At 44.8% G+C, this 18,402-nt stretch carries 9 protein-coding genes; 3 read left to right on the forward strand and 6 right to left on the reverse strand.

Features of this window, described 5'->3' with window-relative positions:
• Positions 1–52: 52 nt before the first annotated feature.
• The 6 genes from ACFGVR_RS08520 to ACFGVR_RS08545 all read right to left on the reverse strand — a co-directional run bounded on the left by ACFGVR_RS08520 (position 53) and on the right by ACFGVR_RS08545 (position 14,104).
• Complete coding sequence (locus tag ACFGVR_RS08520; protein WP_448702383.1) at positions 53–2,005, reverse strand: RagB/SusD family nutrient uptake outer membrane protein; 1,953 nt, start codon at positions 2,003–2,005, stop codon at positions 53–55.
• An 11-nt stretch (positions 2,006–2,016) separates the two neighbouring features.
• Positions 2,017–5,196 (reverse strand): SusC/RagA family TonB-linked outer membrane protein, encoded by a 3,180-nt coding sequence (locus ACFGVR_RS08525; RefSeq protein WP_448702384.1) that lies wholly within the window; start codon positions 5,194–5,196, stop codon positions 2,017–2,019.
• A 557-nt stretch (positions 5,197–5,753) separates the two neighbouring features.
• Positions 5,754–8,261, reverse strand: a complete 2,508-nt coding sequence (locus ACFGVR_RS08530; RefSeq protein ID WP_448702385.1) for a glycoside hydrolase family 31 protein — start codon at positions 8,259–8,261, stop codon at positions 5,754–5,756.
• A gap of 4 nt (positions 8,262–8,265) precedes the next feature.
• Positions 8,266–8,562: a hypothetical protein gene (locus ACFGVR_RS08535; protein WP_448702386.1), complete on the reverse strand. Its 297-nt coding sequence runs from the start codon at positions 8,560–8,562 to the stop codon at positions 8,266–8,268.
• A gap of 70 nt (positions 8,563–8,632) precedes the next feature.
• On the reverse strand, positions 8,633–9,532 hold the full coding sequence (locus ACFGVR_RS08540) for an alpha/beta hydrolase (protein WP_448702387.1): 900 nt from the start codon (positions 9,530–9,532) through the stop codon (positions 8,633–8,635).
• Positions 9,533–9,919: 387 nt separating this feature from the next.
• Complete coding sequence (locus ACFGVR_RS08545; RefSeq protein WP_448702388.1) at positions 9,920–14,104, reverse strand: hybrid sensor histidine kinase/response regulator transcription factor; 4,185 nt, start codon at positions 14,102–14,104, stop codon at positions 9,920–9,922.
• A 652-nt stretch (positions 14,105–14,756) separates the two neighbouring features.
• On the opposite strand from ACFGVR_RS08545, the gene ACFGVR_RS08550 reads away from it, so the two are divergent.
• From ACFGVR_RS08550 to idi, 3 genes are all read left to right on the forward strand, one after another.
• A complete protein-coding gene (locus ACFGVR_RS08550; protein WP_448702389.1) occupies positions 14,757–16,340 on the forward strand; it encodes a LacI family DNA-binding transcriptional regulator in 1,584 nt (527 codons plus the stop codon).
• 555 nt (positions 16,341–16,895) lie between these two features.
• Positions 16,896–17,732: a phytoene/squalene synthase family protein gene (locus ACFGVR_RS08555; protein WP_448702390.1), complete on the forward strand. Its 837-nt coding sequence runs from the start codon at positions 16,896–16,898 to the stop codon at positions 17,730–17,732.
• 9 nt (positions 17,733–17,741) lie between these two features.
• Positions 17,742–18,293, forward strand: coding sequence for an isopentenyl-diphosphate Delta-isomerase (gene idi / locus ACFGVR_RS08560; protein WP_448702391.1), 552 nt, complete (start codon positions 17,742–17,744; stop codon positions 18,291–18,293).
• Positions 18,294–18,402: the final 109 nt, after the last annotated feature.

Raw genomic sequence — 18,402 nt, forward strand, 5'->3', positions numbered from 1 at the left:
AGCTGCCCGATTTTCGGGCAGCTTGAATTTAATAGCTTATATTGAAGATAACTTAATACCCGTTGTTCTGCGGGTAAGCAGGGCCGCTTGAAACATTCTGAATTAATGTTTGCGGAATAGGCCTGCGCGCATGGAAAGGCTGGATATTTGGTCCGGCTATAGAATTATATTGTTTTACACGTCTGATTAGCTGACCCGTCCTCACCAAATCATACCAGCGGCGGGGATCGCCGTAGTACTCTCGGGTATACTCATCCAAAATCAGGTCCATTCCGCAAGGTCCTGAACCTACTGTTGTATTGTTTGGAATAGACAACTGAGCCAGTTGGGCAGGGGTCAAAGCCATTGCGGCGGCACACGATGCATTTACTGCGGCTTGAGTTGCGGCGGTTACACTAACTGCACTATTTGCAACTGAATTCGCATCGGCAGGGCTGCGGAAAGCCGCGCGCTGCCTGATGACATTTAAAGAAGTTGCAGCATTTGTGTAGTTGCCCAGCATATAATTCGCTTCTGCATTTACCATATAAGCTTCCGAGAAACGTAATAACACTATCGGTCTGGTTGAAAAGTCACTGGTTTGAAGACGTGCGGGATCATCGAATTTTTTAACGGTTGGGAAAATAACGTTCGTGTATTGTGCCGGCGTTACGATCAAGCCCTTAAAAGCATCGCGGCGTGCCATTGTTACGCTGTTAGTTCCGGGCATCAGTATTGCTGTATCGCCGCCTATTGGTGCCTGATATGATGAAAGCGAAACATTAGAACAAGGTGTAAGTTGGCCTTTTAATGTTACCCCATCACTTTTTAAACCCGCAGCAGTTGCAACGTTGCAGATCCAATAGGTTTGAAAGGTTGCGTCGTAGCGGCAATCATGTACCTGGTCGGCAAATGCCTGGTTTATGGTATATGGCGTATTAGGGGCTATACGAACGTACGGCCTGCCATTAAAAACATCCCTGAGCATTCCTGGCTTTTTGGTGCCAACAACCTGCGGAACAGCGTCTATACCTGCTACGTTATCAACACCCGGTCCAACATAGTTAAAGCGTGCAAGCACATAAAGAGCATTAATACCATTACCCCCGGCTGGCGATCCTAAGTCGCCTGTGTATGCTGCGTCTGCCAGGCCGCCATAATCTATATTAAACATATTTTCTTTGCCGTAATCATTTGCGGGTTTGTTTACATCATTGTAATCCTGCCATAGGTCAAGGCCATAGGTGCCTTTGTTAGCGATCAAGGCAGCAGTAAGGTCAGCAGCTTTTTGAAAATCGCCGGTAACGGCGGCTTCAGTATACCCCCTTGTGAGATAAGCTTTTGCCAAATACAAATTCGCTACCGCCACCGTTGCAGACTTTCCTATACCCCCTGCCGAAAATGGGTTTGTTGCGGTGATAGTAGTAGGCAAAGCTGCTGCGGCATCTGTAAAATCCTGGATGATCTGCGTATAAATGGCAGACAGTGTAGCAGGCGCATCAGCATTATTGGCCTCTGTTATGAACGTAGTGTGTAACGCGATCCCGCTTTTTTGAGTTGCAGTTGTACCACCATAAGTTTGCACTAGAAAAAAGTAGATCCATGCACGCAGAAATTTTGCTTGTGCTATATAAGCTGCCTTGGTAGGCGCATCAAGGTTTGCCGATGGCGCAAACTGTATAACCCCATTTAGTGTATTGATATCTGTGTATAAGTTGCTGAAACCAACACTATTTGACGAGGTAACTCCGTTATAACTTGCGCCGACCGGATTAGTTGATGATCCGCCTGCTATAACTTCATCGGTTCCTTGCAAAAAGAAAACAATGCCTTCGCCTGCAAAAAAATTCTGTCTCAAATCGTTATAGACACCGGTAATACCGGCGAGAACTCCGCCAGGTGTACTGAAGTAACTCGGAAACAGCGCTGACTTCGGCGATTCTTCCAAATATTTTTTACAGCCCGTAGCTGCCGTTAACATTGTTGCCATGGCAACAATTAACCTTGTTTTATTTAATATTTTCATCACTTAATAAATTAAAATCTTGCATTAATACCTATGATAAAATCGCGCGTTTGTTCGCCGGCATTGATGCCAACACCGCGCCAGCCGTTAGGGTTGTTGTTAGCATCGTACCCGCCAACGTTCCCGCTTGATGCAGCAGATACCGGGTTGATACCACCAACAGACTCAGGATCAGTAACCGAAAAACTATGATGCATAATAGGCGCATAAATAATAAAAGGGTTGGTAATATTTGAATAAAGCCTTAAAGAACTCAATCCTATATGTTTGACAAGATTAGCCGGGACGTTGTATCCAAAGTTGATACTTTTCGCCCGGATAAATGAACCATCATAATATTGGAGCGTAGCATAGTACAAGCTCTGAAATTGATCATTTGGCCCAGGAAAGGCATTTGTAGGGTTGCTTGGTGTCCAGTAATCAATAACTGGCTGGTTATGCCTGCCCAGGTTGAGGAATTGCCAGCCTTGTGTTCCTGAGTTCGACGATGAAACATAAGGTACAGTGGTAGTAAAGCCCATTCTACCTTGTATAACGATGTTCAAATCAAAGTTTTTATAGACGAACCGATTGGTAAACCCGAAAATATAATTGGGATTGAAATGACCAATGACCTGGTTATCACCCGCGTCAATCTTTCCGTCACCATTCAGATCCTCCACGTGTATTTGGCCGGGGTATTGTAGTGGTGTTGTTTGCCCTCTTACAGGCAAGTATACTTGTCCGGCTGGAGTTTTTGTGGCATCAATGCCCGGAGAATCGGAGATTTGCCATATACCTACTTTTTTAAGATCATAAATTACCGAAAGCGGCTGCCCAACAAATTCACCCGAGCTTATAATAAACGGTAACCCGTTTGGCAGTTCTAATATTTTCTCCCTTACGAAGGCAATATTGAAATCGGTAGACCATGAAAATCCACCTTTACTTTGGATATTAATTGAGCTAAGACTTATTTCAAGTCCCTTGTCAGAGGAAGAACCTAAGTTAGAAACCTGCGAAGGCGCACCGTTGGTTGCAGGTAAAGCATTCGGTAAAATAATACCAGTTGTTTTTTGCTGATAAATTTCAACACTACCCGTCAGCCTGCTTTTTAATAGACCGAAATCTAAAGCCAGATTATATTCAGAGGTTGTTTGCCAGGTAAGGTTATTGTTAACCAGGTTGTTTACTATCACACCTGCCGAATTGCCTGATGAGAGGCCGCCGTACTGGTATTTAACAGAACTTAATTGCCCGAGGGTGCTGTAAGCATTAACGCTTCCCGTTGTGGAAGTTTGGCCGTAACCGCCACGTAGCTTAAGATTGTCAACAACGGTATAATTTTTCATGAAGGATTCATTGCTGATCACCCAGCCCAAGCCCAGTGAAGGATAGGTCGTCCATTGATGGCCCTGTGCTAAGGGTGAATTACCATCTTTACGAATGGTGCCTGTTAGATCATATTTATTATTGAACGCGTAATTAACACGGGCGAAATAAGACAGTAGACCGGTCTCACTATAAGATCCCCCATCTGTTTGAAATGTTCCAAGGCTTAAATTGGTATTCAAATTCGCATCAGACGGAATGTTGGTAGCGGTGACATTTGAGTTTTCACTATGTGACTTTTCAGCATTGAAACCAGCTATTAAATTGATGTGATGTTTACCAAATGTGTTATCATAGGTAAGGAGATGTTCTTGGTTTAACCTGTAAGAATAGTTGTTGTCGGTCCTGGCATTTGTGTTGAGTGTGGTAAGGATGCCACCGCCGTTAATGCCGTTGTACTGACCTTGCAAAGATTGTGAGAAATTGTAGTTAAAAGTGTAACGATACTTTAAATGCTCAATTGGAGATAATTCGGCATAAAGGATGCTGTTGCTTACGTATCCTCTGGTATGATTGTAATAGGAGGTGGGGATAAAGCCTGGCGCTAATGGGCTCAAAGTTGTAGCATCATTTGATCCGGCGTAAGGCAGGTAATTAAAAGACCCGTCAGCATTATAGGGCGTAGCTAAGGGTGTCATAAATTGAGCGGTGCCAATTTGATTTGCTCCGCCATTGTCAGATGTCCTCAGCGTTAAACTCTGACTCACCCCAAATTTGATAACCTTGCTCATCCTATGATCAACATTTATATCCAGGGAAAATCTGTCATTTTTAATATTCGGCTCAAGACCAGTTTGTTTTCGGTAACCAGCGCCAACAAGGATCTGGGTATTTTCTGTTCCGCTTGAAACCCTTAAACTTTGGTCCCAGATCATGGCAGGTTTTATCAACAAGTCAACCCAGTCGGTATTTACACCCGCAGCCAAACCCGCCTGTTCTGCTGTAGTCAATGCGTATAAAGGTGCGGCGCCATTATTTTGTAAAATTGATCCTGCAATTGCATCTTGTTTAAGCTGTGCATATTGCACGCCATTCAACACTTTAAGCTTTCCCTCAAGTTTGCTTATACCATAGTAGGAATCATAAGAGGTGATCGTTTGGCCTATCCGTCCCCTAAAGGTAGTGATCAAAATAACACCGCCCGAGCCTCGGGAACCGTATATAGCAGTTGCAGATGCTCCTTTTAATACGTCGATACTTCTGATGTTGTTAGGATCGATATTCTCGATAAAGTTGTAAAAAGGTTCACCATCCAGAACAATAAGCGGTCCGTCGGCAGCCGGGTTGCCAATCGTCCGGTTACCGCGAATGGTTATTGCAGGGCCATTAGTGCCTGATACCACATCTAAACCCGCAACTTTACCTTTCAATTGTTCAAATACGTTTGCAGATGGAACTTCTTTTAATGATTTATTATCTACCGTAGCAACAGTACCGGTTACATCCTGCCTTCTCAGACTACCATACCCTACAACTACCACCTCGTTGAGATTCTTGGAGTTTTTGGTTAAGGCGATACTGCCCAAATTGGTTGATCCTTTGGTCAGCTCTTTCTCATAATTCTGGTATCCGATAAAAGAGATGCTCAACTTGCTCGTTCCGGCGGGAACGTTCAAAGTAAAATTGCCGCTGATATTTGTGGTAGTTGCAGTAGTGGTCCCAGGTATCTTTACAGTAGCACCGATCAGCGCTTCTCCGGTTTCATCGACCACTCTACCGTGCAGGGCAATGGTTTGCGCCAAAAGCGCCAGGGAAAATAAGTTGACCGATACGGTGATCAGCATAATTTTCCAAATTTTAAAAAGTTGAAGTTTTTTCATAAAATAAGTTAAATTAATTGGTTAATAATCATTGGTTTCCCGGAGCAGGTCTAACCCGTCAGGGTACATCGTCTCATCAGATAGTTCAGGTGATCATTTTTTCATATGTCGGGGTTTTATTTAATACAATCGGTTTTCTTACGCTTTTAATAAAAGAAAGCATTTTTATCGCAGCTTTTTTAATCAAATAATTCAATCGGTTGCATAATCGGTTTGCACGAATGCTATGCAGCATTCAGGCGGCACTTTATTTGATCACGGGTTTAGTTTGTTTATTGGCTTATCTCAAGTTAGAATGTGAGATATGTAAATTTCTGTTCCCAAACTTCTGCAATTGGGGTGTCGAGGGCTATTACAATTGTCTAAATTACTCTTGCAAATGTTCAAATTGCATTATTATTTGAGTTATAATAGGTTAAAAAGAGTTTTTCCATTCGTTCCACCTTTTCACGAAGCCGACCGTTCAACCGGTGTCTCATCAGCTAACGGCGTATCGAATTCTCGGATCCATCGGCAATTTGACAGTCCTGATTTTTATGAGGATATTATTTAGTTGGTTAGCTGCATTTTACGACCATTTGCCGGCCGGTATATTCGATTATTTTCCCCGTTGTTTCCTGTAAGCCCGTGCCACGTCCCCCTGTAACCAAAACGATGTTTAACTTTCTTTTTTTAGTTATACCTGTAAAAGTACCGGTCCGCCCGCTGATAAGCAGGTCCTTTTTTTTGTCGTTCCATGAAAAGGTATAGGTAGCTGATGCCCCTTTCTGGTAGTCGTAATTGTTTCCTCCATCTTCGTACACGGTAAACATTCCGTTGCTACCCGGATATATACGTATCTCCCATGGTGCCCCGGGCTTTTCGCCGGCATATTCCATAATGGGCCCCATCGGGACGATAGCACCTGCCCGGACAAAAACAGGAATATGATCGATCGGCGCGTCAGCCATGATGGTCTGACCACCCGCAGCGGGTTTGCCGGTCCAAAAGTCGATCCAGGCCGTACCAGCCGGCAAGTATACGCGCCTGTTTTTTTCAACATGTAACGGCTTGTTGCCCGGCGCAAAATATAAAGGATCAGTAATGGGGCAAACCAGAAAAGCATGTCCGAACATAAATTCATCCCTGAGATCATAAACATGCATATCCTTGCTGAAATCAAAAAGGAGTGAGCGGGTCATGGTATAATCATCGTAGGTAACCCTTGCGGCAACTGAATAAATATAAGGCAACAGGCGGTAACGAAGTTCGATCTGTTTGATAATGGCATCGTAGAAAGGTTCTCCGGGATGGCCGAACTGCCAGGGTTCACGTGCAAAGTCGGTACCGTGGCTTCTTAAAACGGGTAGCCACCCGGCGTATTGCAGGTTGCGGACGTAAAATTCGCGGTAGCCGGTATCAGCAGGTCCTTTGGCAAAATCACCTTTGGAGAACCATTCGGCTTTGCTCCGGACAAAAAAGGCGCCGGCATCGATTGTCCAGTAGGGGGAACCGGTAACCATATAGTTCAACCCTCCGGGGATCCAGCTTTTGAAATCATTCCAGGTTGCTTTGGTATCGCCGTTCCAGACCATGGTGCCGTAACGCTGTTGTCCCGGGTAGGAAGCACGCGTCAAAATAACTACACGTTTTTGCGGGTTGGCTTTACGCTGGTTTTCATAGATGCCCATCGTATGGTGCAGGGAATAAGTATTGACACGCTCTTCTCCCAGCAGATCAGCCATTGTTTTTACATTTTTCTCAAAACGTGCTGCCGGATCGGCGGCGATACTATTCGCTCCCCTGTTCCAATCAGCTTCAACCGGCTCTGATGAATCCGGCCACCAGGCGTCGACGCCATTAACGAATAGATTCTTATCGACATATTCATCCCAATACATTTTACGCGCCGCAGGATTGTACGCATCATATATTTTGCGTCCCAGAATAAATCCCTTGCTGCCCATTTCAGTTTCCTCGTTCGAAGCCATTTGCGGCCAGATAGACAGCATAAAATGGCCGTTCCGCTGATGTATCTGCGATATCATTTTGGCGGGGTCGGGATATTTTTTATCATCGAATTTTTTGTAACCCCATAAACCATCTCTCCAATAGAGCCAGTCCTGAACGATCACATCCAAAGGAATACGGTTTGAGCGAAACCGGTAAAAAACGCTGTCCACCTCATGCTGGTTGGCATATCTTTCTTTGGATTGTATATAACCGAACATATATTTGGGAGGGAGCTCGACCTTGCCTGTCAGGCTGCGGAAATGATGGATGACCTGATCAAAGCCAGGGCCATACATAAAATAATAGTCCAGTTGGTTTACAGCCAGCATGTCGACAAAGCTTCCGACTGTATCATCGTGGAAAACCATCGCCGATCCGGCATCAAACAGCATCCCGTAGCCTTTGGTCGATAACAATACCGGCATACTTTTTTTTAAATTATACTCGTATAAGTATTGCATCGTTCCGCGAAGGTTCATATGATCTTCCTGATGAGATCCAAGGCCGTATAAAGCCTCCCCGTTTTGCCAGCTAAATTGCTGCCGTACTTTCAACGCCGTGCCAGCAGTTTCTTTAGCGGTGATATTTGCGGATACCTGGTCGCCGTTTGCGGTTTTTTCAACCTTACTGCCCGCATCGTTAAAGACACTCTTTCTTAATTCAACTTTTTCAGTTATCCTTGGCAGCGCCGAGTCCTCTGCCAGCAGTAATTTCCCAGAACGGTCAAAATATTGCAGGCTGCCCGTTCTTTTCGATATCGTCAATTTGATAAGCGTGGATCTCAGTATAACAGAATTTTCATTTTCCTGAACCGTATAAGCCACTTTTTCAGATCTTCGGGGGATACAGACATCCGTGCCATTATCTTTGAAGGTTCCTTCCGGAACGAATTGCACACGGACGATCGCAGGATCAATGAATTGCACGCTTAATTTCCGGTTCCCCTGGCGTAACACCACCCTGTTTTTCTGCTTTTTACAGGAATAGGTATCTGTGTTCTGTGCGTAGCAAAAAACTGGCACTATCAGTACCATAAGTATCATATAACCCAGAATATGCCCGATCTTCTTCATAGGCTTATTTAAAGCTTAGCCGGTCAACATCCACGATGCCGTGACCTTTAAGCTCAACGATCAGATCTTTCTTAACCATAGGTACCGGTAAAAGAATTTTTTTGGTCAAGGCCCGATCAGATCCCCTGGTTATGGGCAACTCCGCGATAACTTTAGCCGGCATATCGCTTTTTTTAATGACTAATATTGCCCCGCTCTCAGATGTAAATTGCGTTATGATGAATGGGTTTTGCGCGGTGGCGGCATTAGTCAATAAGAGCGATCCTGCGAACTGCAGGCAAAACTTAAAATACTTTATCATTTCATTTAATTCATACCAATGTTACAATTCCTGTTTTATGATCCCTACTTCCTTTATTTAGCCAGGGTGATCACCGCTTGCTTTTTATCCATTGATAAATAGGATCCAACCATACTTCGGCAGGCAAACCCAACACAAAGCCATGCCCACCTTTGGGATAGAGCATTAATTGAGCGCTCACGTTGTTATGCCTTAACCTTTCATAAAACACGATACTGTTGTCCACGTCCACCAGTTTATCGTCCCCTGCATGGGTAATATAAGTCGGAGGTGTGTTGTGATCAACTTGCAGTTCATTTGAAAACAGGTCGATGACGGACTTGGAAGGGTGCTTTCCTAACAAATTGATCCTTGAATCAATGTGGGTTAGGCTATCCTGCATGCTGATCACCGGATAAACGAGTATCAAAAAATCAGGCCTTAGGTTGGTTTTGTTTTTATTTTCAATAAGCGCATGCTGAAAATGCGTGGCTGCAGAAGCGGCGAGGTGCCCTCCGGCAGAAAAGCCCATCATGCCAACGCGGCAAGTATCAACTCCCCATAACCGGGCATTTTCCCGCACGAGTTTAATCGCCTGCTGGGCATCCTGGAGCGGGCCGATCTTCTTATCTACCATGGTCGAGTCATCGGGCAGCCGGTATTTGAGCACAAATGCCGCAATGCCGTGTTTGCTCAATTCTTTTGCTGTCCGCACACCTTCAGCCTCATAGGTCAGTACTTTATAACTTCCGCCGGGGCAAATAATTACGGCGATCCCGGTTGCCTGATCCTTTGGCGGCAAATATATTTCCAGTTGAGGCGTGATTACCCGGTATACCAGACCAGGATTCAGGTGCACCGGTAATTCGGGTAAACTACCCTGCCTTGAATTGGGAATGGCACCCGAATACAAAGAAGCGGTTTGCTGGGCTTTGATACTAACCGGGTACAAAATCGACAATAATAGTAAACTCGCAATAATAACTCGCATTCGGTCCTCTAATAAAAAATGAAAACAGTATTTTCAACACGGGCATTGTCCCACATTCGGGTAGCAATTTTAGTAAAGGAGGTTAAAGCCTTTGCCAGATCTTTACCGAGTAATTAAGGAGTCAATTGGTTGCCGGATCCCTATCTTAAAGATAGCGATCCATGGGCTAAGTTCTGTAAATGCATTAGGAATGCATGCTACTTTCAATCAAAAAGCTATAACAAATGTTTAAAAATTTGAAACAGCTTGCTACAATTTTGAACATCCGTGCTATTTAAACCAAAGGCAGGCGCTTACTTTCGTATCAAATGAAAAAAATACGTGCCTTAGGAATCGCACATAGCGCTGTTCTTAATAAAATCAGTGCCGTAAAATAATTAACCCTGCCTAGTTTAGGACGGGTGGGTAAAGTGTTTGTTTCGCAGGGCTTCTTTTGGTGTTCAAATATTCGGAAGGAACAACACCATATTTGTTTTTAAACATCCGGGTGAAATAACTTGGGGTGCCGAACCCGGTGATATAGGCGATCTGTGTGACGTTCAACTCACTTGTTTCCAGCAATGTGGCTGCTTTCTCTAATTTAACGGTACGGATATACTCGATCGGCGACAAACCCGTGAGCTCGATCAGCTTATAATAAAGCGAGCCTCTGCTCATCCCTACGTGTTTACTGAGTTCTTCTACTGACAAGTCCGGATCACTGAGTTTGTCCTCGATATACTTCAGGATCGAATTCAGCAACTTCAGGTTTCCGGACTCCGTGACGATCTCGTTCCCATCCAACTGGATCTGTTTAGAGTAAGTATCCTTTACACTTTTATTCAGATCGAGGAGATTAGCGATCCTGGTATTCAATATCTGGAAGTTAAACGGCTTGGAAAGATAGTCGTTCGCGCCGGATCTTAAGCCCTTAAGCTGGTCATCCTCTCCGGCCATGGCGGTTAGCAGGATAATGGGAATGTGGCAGGTCCGTCTATCTTCTTTGATCTTTTTACTTAATTCGATACCGGTCATCACTGGCATGTTGATGTCGCTTACCACCAGGTGAGGGTGGGAACTGAGCGTTTTTTGCCAGCCCTGCTTTCCGTCCGCAGCTTCAACGATCTGGTAATATTTACATAGGTGCCTGGCAAGATAGGTTCTGAATTCATCATTGTCCTCAACCAGCAGAATTGTCGTGTTTCGGTCGGGAACCTGCGTGCCGGCAAAGCGCTCTTCGTGCAAAGGGACAGCCACTTCGCCTGCAGGCTGGCCGTCGGAAGCATGATCGTTATCTTCCGGCATGTGATCGGGCGAATACGCAGCGCCAGTATCTTCCGAAAAAGCCGGCAATGGAAGATCAACGATAAAGGATGTCCCATTCACAGGCTCACTTTCGGCATGGATGCTACCGCCATGCATTTCCACAAACTCTTTAGTGATCGACAACCCTATACCTGTTCCCTGGTTGAGTATCGTATTGGTTTGATGCTGGTAAAAGCGGTCAAATATTTTATTGATCTCCTCTTTCGGAATACCAACACCATCATCGGCTATGGTAATGATCAAGTGCGGCCTGGCATCCGGGATCTCTATCATTTCCACATCAAGCGATACTTTGCCACCTGATTGCGTGAATTTGAATGCATTTGATAACAAATTGAAAATAATACGCTCCAGCTTATTATGGTCGAATGTGGTCTTCCAGGTGGCACACTTGCTATTTAAAGTGAAAACAATTTGCTTTTTAGCGGCAATATCTCTGAATGAATCACCTGTTTCCCTGATAAATGCAATGACATCACCGGGTTCCAGTTTCAGACTGAGCTCCTGCTCTTCCATTTTCCGGAAATCCAGTAATTGGTTGACCATATTCAGTAATCGTCTCGCGTTCCTGTTGATCATCCGTACATCTTCCAGTTCTTCACCACTCGTCCTTCGCTGCAGCAGCTTTTCAACCGGCGCTAGTATGAGTGATATAGGCGTGCGGAACTCATGGCTGAGATCCGTTAAAAATTTGATCTTCAGCAGGTCCAATTCATGCAATTGCTCGGCGTCACGGCGTTCCCTATCCATCAATTGCCGGAATTCCATCTTCTCACGCTGGATCTCGAATTCATTGCGGAGCTTTTGAATACCCCTGCGCCTTAGCAGGAACAGGAATAGGCCTACCAGGAAAATATAACCTATATAAGCATAAGTTGTTCTCCAAAATGGCGGCAATACCGTGATCCTGATCGTTGCCGGTGATGTGCTCCAGTGCTCTCCGTCGTTTGTGGCCTTAACCTGGAACGTGTAGGTTCCGGGGTCAATATTGGTATAATTGGCTACCCTGCTTTGATGAACAAAGTTCCACTCTTTATCAAATCCAACCAGTTTATAGGCGAATTGGTTTTGCAGAGGAGTTGTATAATTTAGCGCCGCATAACCGATGGAAAAGTTAAGACCATATTTTAAACTGATCTGTCTGGCAACTCCAATTTGTTCTTTGATGGGTGCATCCTCACCTGGTATCACCGATTCGTTACTTACTTTCAGGTCCGTCAGCAATACCGTCCCAGAGCCTGGCTTAGCCCGCATGTTTTTCGGGTTAAAAAAATTAAATCCATCCCATCCCCCGAAATAAATATCGCCGTTAGAAAGTTTTAGCCCGGCGCCCGTCGAAAAAGACCCTTGCTGAACACCGTTACTCGCATCAAAATTTTGGAATTTACCAGTTTCCTTATTGAAAGAACTGATACCACGATCAGTGGTGATCCAAATGAGTCCCGTATCATCTTGCAGTATATTTTTAACCATATTACTTGACAGGCCGTCTTTTTCGGTATATGTCCTCACTGTTCCCGTCTTTGTGTTCAAGCTGCCCATTCCGCTTCCGGTAGATAGCCAAAGAATACCATCGTGATCTAAAAACAGATGGTCAACAATGTCATCCGGAAGCAGGTTCCCGGTCTTGGTGTAGTGTCGGATCACATGCTTCACCGGATCAAATGCGGCTATACCCGTGCCTAAAGATGCCATCCACATTTCTCCTCCGGGAGACTTAATAATGCAGCTAATAAAAGCGTTTAATGGAAGCTTCTGATGAAATATCTGTGAGAACGGCTCGAACTTCCTGGTGGCAGGATCATAAATATCAACACCTCCACTCAACATACCTATCCATATCACACCTCGCTTATCTTCAACGACCGAGGTAACATCGTTGCTGGTCAGACCACCCGGAGTACCATCGGTAACAAATTGCTCATAGCGTCCGGTTTTGATATCGATACGAAAAAGTCCGTCATGATACGTACCGGCCCACAATGTCCCGGTATGATCGATACATAAAGGCCAAACCGTTAATCCACCCGCTCCGTTCACCCTTAGTTTGCTTTTGATCTGCAAGTGAGAAAAGAGTCCGGTTTTGGTATGAAAAAGTTGTATGCCGGACCCATCCGTAGCCACAATAACCGTATTTTGATCATATTCAGCGAAGGAGTTGACGAGCGAAGAGCTTAAACCAGAAGGATCGAACGGATCGCTTTGTTTCAAATTGAATAATGGTAGGTTTTTATCGTACTTAGCCAATCCGCCGCCGTAAGTGCCGATCCAGTAAATACCATTGGGGTCGATAAATATACTTCGTACCGATCGACTTTTAAGGCTGAACGTGTTCCGGGGATCAGGGAGCATATCGTGAAATGTGCCGGAACGTGGATCAAAAATATCAACTCCGCCTTCTGTCCCGAGCCATAATTTATCGTCATTATCCATTCGAATTGCAAATAGGGCATCGCGGCTTAATGAATTAGATACTCCGCTTTGATGCCGGAAAATGTTGAAATGCCCATCTGCCAGCAAACGGTTCAGTCCACCCAGGGTTGCCACCCAGATCGATCCATCTTTATCTTCAAGTAAAGATTTCACGATATTGTTAGATAAACTCGTTGGATCTTTCGGGTTATTCACAAACCTGGCTGAAATTTGACCATGAAGATATTCGAACAACCCATTATTGGTACCGATCCACATACGCCCTTTGCTGTCTTCCAAAAATGAAAGGGAAACAAACGATGTTGTGTGGAGTTCCGGAACGTTGGGAAAGGAAATACTGGTTATTTTCCCGGTTCTGGGGTCAATCGTGCGTAGGTCTCCGTATGTACCTATCCACAATCTACCCTCATGATCCTGCGTGATCGCACGGGGATAAATATGCGCTAATTCAGGCCATGAGCCGTCACCAAAATACGGAACGATACGGTCCTTGATCCTATCGTAATAACTCAGCCCTCCTGCCCCTGTTCCTATCCAAATTTTTCCCGTTCTATCTTCAAGGAGACACAATACTTCGTTCGTCGGAAGCGAATTGGGATTCCCTGGTTCATGCCTGTATAAGGAGAAATTAGTACCATCAAATCTGCAAAGTCCGTTATTTGTACCGAACCACATTATGCCGTATTTGTCTTTAATAATTGCGTAGATCGTGTTGGAAGGAAGACCATCCTTCACCGTCAGGGTTGTAAAATTAATGCTTTCATTAGCCACGCTTGTAAACGACCGGCCAAGCAAAAGGATGGTTAGAACGCATGCTACCCAAAAATTCTTCATCAATATCTTTTATTAGGACGTTAGATTGCTAAAAACACGGTGACCTTTGGTCCAATTGGTTATTAATACAAATATAAAAAAGCAAACGGTTACAAGTGTAATTTAGACACTATTTTACAACGGTACTCCAAATATGAGATCTCGGCCTAAATAGTACCTTATTTTCTTGAATTGGACAATTCAACTGGCCGTAACAAATAGCCAAATTGCTAATACAAATGTTCAGTTAAGATTTTTACAGCTAACAGGAAGTTATCCATAGAAAATTCAACAGGTATCGCGGTTAAAAATAAGCGGTCAGATATCCACCAGTTACGATGATCGAACTTAGTAGCCCGTAACCTATTTCAAAAACTTTATCACTGCACAACGTTTCCCTTTCTTTAGCATCTCACACTTGTTCTCTCATGATCTGGCTGTAAAGATCGATCCCATTGTATGTGCGGACGACAACAATTTAACCTTCATCACATCATGAGTGCCAGCGGTCACTGATGGATAAACCGAGGGGGGCAACCGGATCTGCAAAGCCGTTTTGCCGGTGTATCCATTGATGACCGATCACCTAAACATTAATGGCATAAGTTTAGACAAATGAGCGAAGCAACCAGGGATGGCCATCATACTTTTACCAATACTATTGGTAGAACTTATGATGAAAAAGACGGGCAGGCCACGGAAAAAGATCACACTTACACAACTGGCTGCCTACTTAAGGATTTCACCTGCAACGGTGAGCCGTGCGCTGAATGGTGACACTGCTATTAAAGCCGAAACACGGGCTCATGTTAACGCGGCTGCGGCTTACAAAGGCTACGTCAAGAAGAAGTCCTTTCCGCAGAATGAACAGCAAACGCATGTGAACGGACAGGTAACGATGCGGGACATAGCCAGCAAATTGGGAATGTCTCCAGCTACGGTATGCAGAGCGTTTAAACGCGCACCGACCGTTTCCGAAAAAACGATCGACCGGGTACTTGCAGCCGCCGAAGAATTGGGCTACGCTCGAAATTATAATGCGAGCAACCTGGTTGCCAAGAAGAATGCTAAAGAAGGAAGTTTTAAGCCGACCATTTATACCATCGCCAAAACGCTAAAGGTGTCACCGGCAACGGTGAGCCGGGCTTTTTCAGCAACTACCTCGATCGCCCCTGCAACCAAGAAACGAGTTTTAAGGGAAGCAGCGAGGGTTAACTTTACACCCAACCATGACGCCACTGCGTTAAAAACGGAGCACGGAGCAGAGCCGCCCGCCGCAATGATACCAACTGAAATGGCTCAAATATCAGAAGATCAGGTAACAGACCATAAAACCTTTGGAAAGGTTATCGGTTTTCTGGTTCCGCAGATGGCCCATTCCCTGCTCATCGATCTAATGGCTGGCTTAGAGGAGTCCGCAGCTCAATCCGGCTCGCAGTTGGTAATGATCACTCTAACTACCGACAGCCTGACCAGTAAGACCCGAAAGTTAAAGGCTCTGGTAGCCATTACTGACGGGCTGATCTATTTACCATTTTCAATGACTAACATCTTACCTGCTAACTTGCTCGTCCGAAGGCCGTACGCTTTACTTGGCACCTTTCAAACCGATGACAACCATTTATATGCCCGGATAGATCAGTTTGATGCTATCTGCAGGGCAGCTTCGTTATTGCTCCAAGCCGGTTGCAAACAGATTGTACTGTTTGATGCGATTTTAAACGAAGCAGCCCATACCCGGAGAAGAGCCGGCTTTCTAAAAGCCCATTTAGAACATAACATGTTGCCATTCAATGAACAGATCATTCGTTTCCCGGGACGTGCGGATATGCCGCAGAATATAGCGAACCATCTGCACAGCATCAATCCAACAGCCGACGGATTGATCCTGGTCGATCGCCTGCCGGATCATTCGGAGCTGCAGCTATTGAACCATATAGGGATACGTGCTGAAAATATTGTTGCCATAGAAATGGAATCCGGCCCACGCGATTTCCGTTCCCCTGCAGTGTTTAACCGCCTTTGCTATTCGTATTACGAGCTCGGCAGGCAGGCATTCCAATTGGTAATGGAAACTATGCGTGGCAGCAGCAGCATTGTTTCGTCATCTGTAGAGTTGCCGGGCCAACTGCTTTCCGCTGCCAAGCCATTCGACCGGGTAAATAACCGGATCTTAACAAAAGATGACCATTATGGCTTTAGCGATCTTAGATCCGCAAAACCAGACGTGGGCTTTCGCAATATATCTGATGTTTAGTACTGGAAATAGCTACTGAACATCTGATTTCAAGGACCATTTTGTGATCCCGGAGATCACAGGCTCCTGATCTTTTCCGCATAGAGTAGAACAGTATTAACTATGTGGCTGCACAAAAAGCAGTGCTTTCTTCACGATGATACCGTCAGTTTACAGCTCTTTCAGGGTTCGGATAAGCATTTTTCTGCTAACGCCGAGACAGATCTTACGGCATGGATCGGTTGGTTTAGTTGACGGAGCCTCCTGGGCAAACGAGCTGATGATCGCTTATGCCTGTAACCTACCGAACAACCTGCCCGCCTGATAGATCACGAGCAATGCTATTCAGGCCGCGTATGCGCCGGAAGTGAGCAGGAGCGCCGCCCTGATCGCGATCTTATGTTGCACCTAATTAAACAACAATTTATAAACTCTCTAATTTTATACAAAATTACACTAATATTAAATTTATAATACAATATAGTACTATATTTGATAACTGAATTAATAACTCAGATTTCAGATCATCTCAGGTGAAATTTCCGCCCAATTGCTCATTCAATACCTCAAACAACAATGAAAGAACGATTTGATACCTTATCTGCAACTTGCAGCAGGGAAACGACACGGCTTTACAGTACTAGTTTTTCGCTTGGGATATTATTCTTCGAAAAAGAGGTCAGGCAGCCTATTTATGCCATATACGGCTTTGTGAGACTGGCTGATGAGATCGTAGACAGCTTTCATGATTATCCCAGATCTAAACTACTGGCCGAATTAAAAGAGGAAACCTTTATGGCCATCGAGCGCGGGATCAGCATCAACCCGGTGATCAATTCTTTTCAACAGGTGGTTAACCGGTTCGGTATTCAACACCACCTGATAACGCTGTTTTTAAAGAGCATGGAAATGGATCTCGCCGAGCAGGTTTACACCCCCGAAAAATATGAAGAATACGTGATGGGTTCCGCGCAGGTCGTCGGGCTGATGTGCCTGCATGTATTCACCAAAGGCAACGAGGAAGAATTTGAACGGTTAAGGATACCGGCGATGAAATTAGGCTCGGCGTTTCAAAAGGTGAATTTCCTGCGGGATGTTAACGCGGATTACCGGGAGCTGAACCGCACCTATTTCCCCGATGTCAACCTGTCGGCTTTTTCTGATGAAAACAAGCGGGCTATCGAGAACGACATTTTAAAAGAATTGAACGAAGCTTTAAACGGGATCAGACTGTTGCCACGGTCCTGCCGCAAAGGGGTTTACCTGGCCTACGTTTATTATAAACAGCTGTTCCGGAAGATCGCCAAAGTTCCGGCGGAAAAGGTGATGACGGAAAGGATAAGGGTATCGAACGGGCACAAATTCTATTTAATGTTTGACTCCTTAATAAGATACAAACTGAATGTTTTGTAAAAATGAGTATTGATCATAACCGATCATAAAACGAAAAAATTAAAAGAAATGGTAATGATCGTTGATGGCGGTGGTGAAACCACCGGAACCATGGATAAAATGGCCGCGCACCGTACAGGCACGCTGCACCGTGCATTCTCTGTTTTTGTCTTCAACAGTAAAGATCAATTGCTGCTGCAGCAACGCGCGTTGGATAAATATCATTCCGGCGGGCTTTGGACCAATACCTGTTGCAGCCATCCCAAACCGGGAGAGTTCACCCTTGATGCCGCGAATCGCCGTTTGCAGGAAGAAATGGGAATGGGTTGTGAATTGACCGAACTGTTTCAATTCAGTTACCGTCATGAATTTGAGAACGGCCTGATCGAGAATGAATATGACCATGTGTTGTTGGGTACCAGTGATGAACTTCCCATACCCGATCCAGCAGAAGTGGCTGGTTTCAGGTACGTGCATACTGACCAGTTGCTGTTTGAGCTATCAGCACAGCCCGACCGGTTTACACCCTGGTTTAAGATATGTTTGGAAAAGGTATTAAAGATGTATTATCAATCTGTTTGAAATGGCTTTGCTCATCGTAGTTGCCGCCTTTCCGGGAATAGAGGATGTGGCCTGGCTAACACATAAAAATATTGTGCATGGTGTGTTTTGGCCGCTGCACAAAAAACCC

The sequence above is a fragment of the Mucilaginibacter aureus genome, from assembly GCF_053514885.1.

What these genes read in the sequence shown, in the direction of transcription:
- ACFGVR_RS08520 (WP_448702383.1), bottom strand. Translation starts at nt 2,005, where the DNA reads ATGAAAATATTAAATAAAACAAGGTTAATTGTTGCCATGGCAACAATG.
- ACFGVR_RS08525 (WP_448702384.1), bottom strand. Translation starts at nt 5,196, where the DNA reads ATGAAAAAACTTCAACTTTTTAAAATTTGGAAAATTATGCTGATCACC.
- ACFGVR_RS08530 (WP_448702385.1), bottom strand. Translation starts at nt 8,261, where the DNA reads ATGAAGAAGATCGGGCATATTCTGGGTTATATGATACTTATGGTACTG.
- ACFGVR_RS08535 (WP_448702386.1), bottom strand. Translation starts at nt 8,562, where the DNA reads ATGATAAAGTATTTTAAGTTTTGCCTGCAGTTCGCAGGATCGCTCTTA.
- ACFGVR_RS08540 (WP_448702387.1), bottom strand. Translation starts at nt 9,532, where the DNA reads ATGCGAGTTATTATTGCGAGTTTACTATTATTGTCGATTTTGTACCCG.
- ACFGVR_RS08545 (WP_448702388.1), bottom strand. Translation starts at nt 14,104, where the DNA reads ATGAAGAATTTTTGGGTAGCATGCGTTCTAACCATCCTTTTGCTTGGC.
- ACFGVR_RS08550 (WP_448702389.1), top strand. Translation starts at nt 14,757, where the DNA reads ATGATGAAAAAGACGGGCAGGCCACGGAAAAAGATCACACTTACACAA.
- ACFGVR_RS08555 (WP_448702390.1), top strand. Translation starts at nt 16,896, where the DNA reads ATGAAAGAACGATTTGATACCTTATCTGCAACTTGCAGCAGGGAAACG.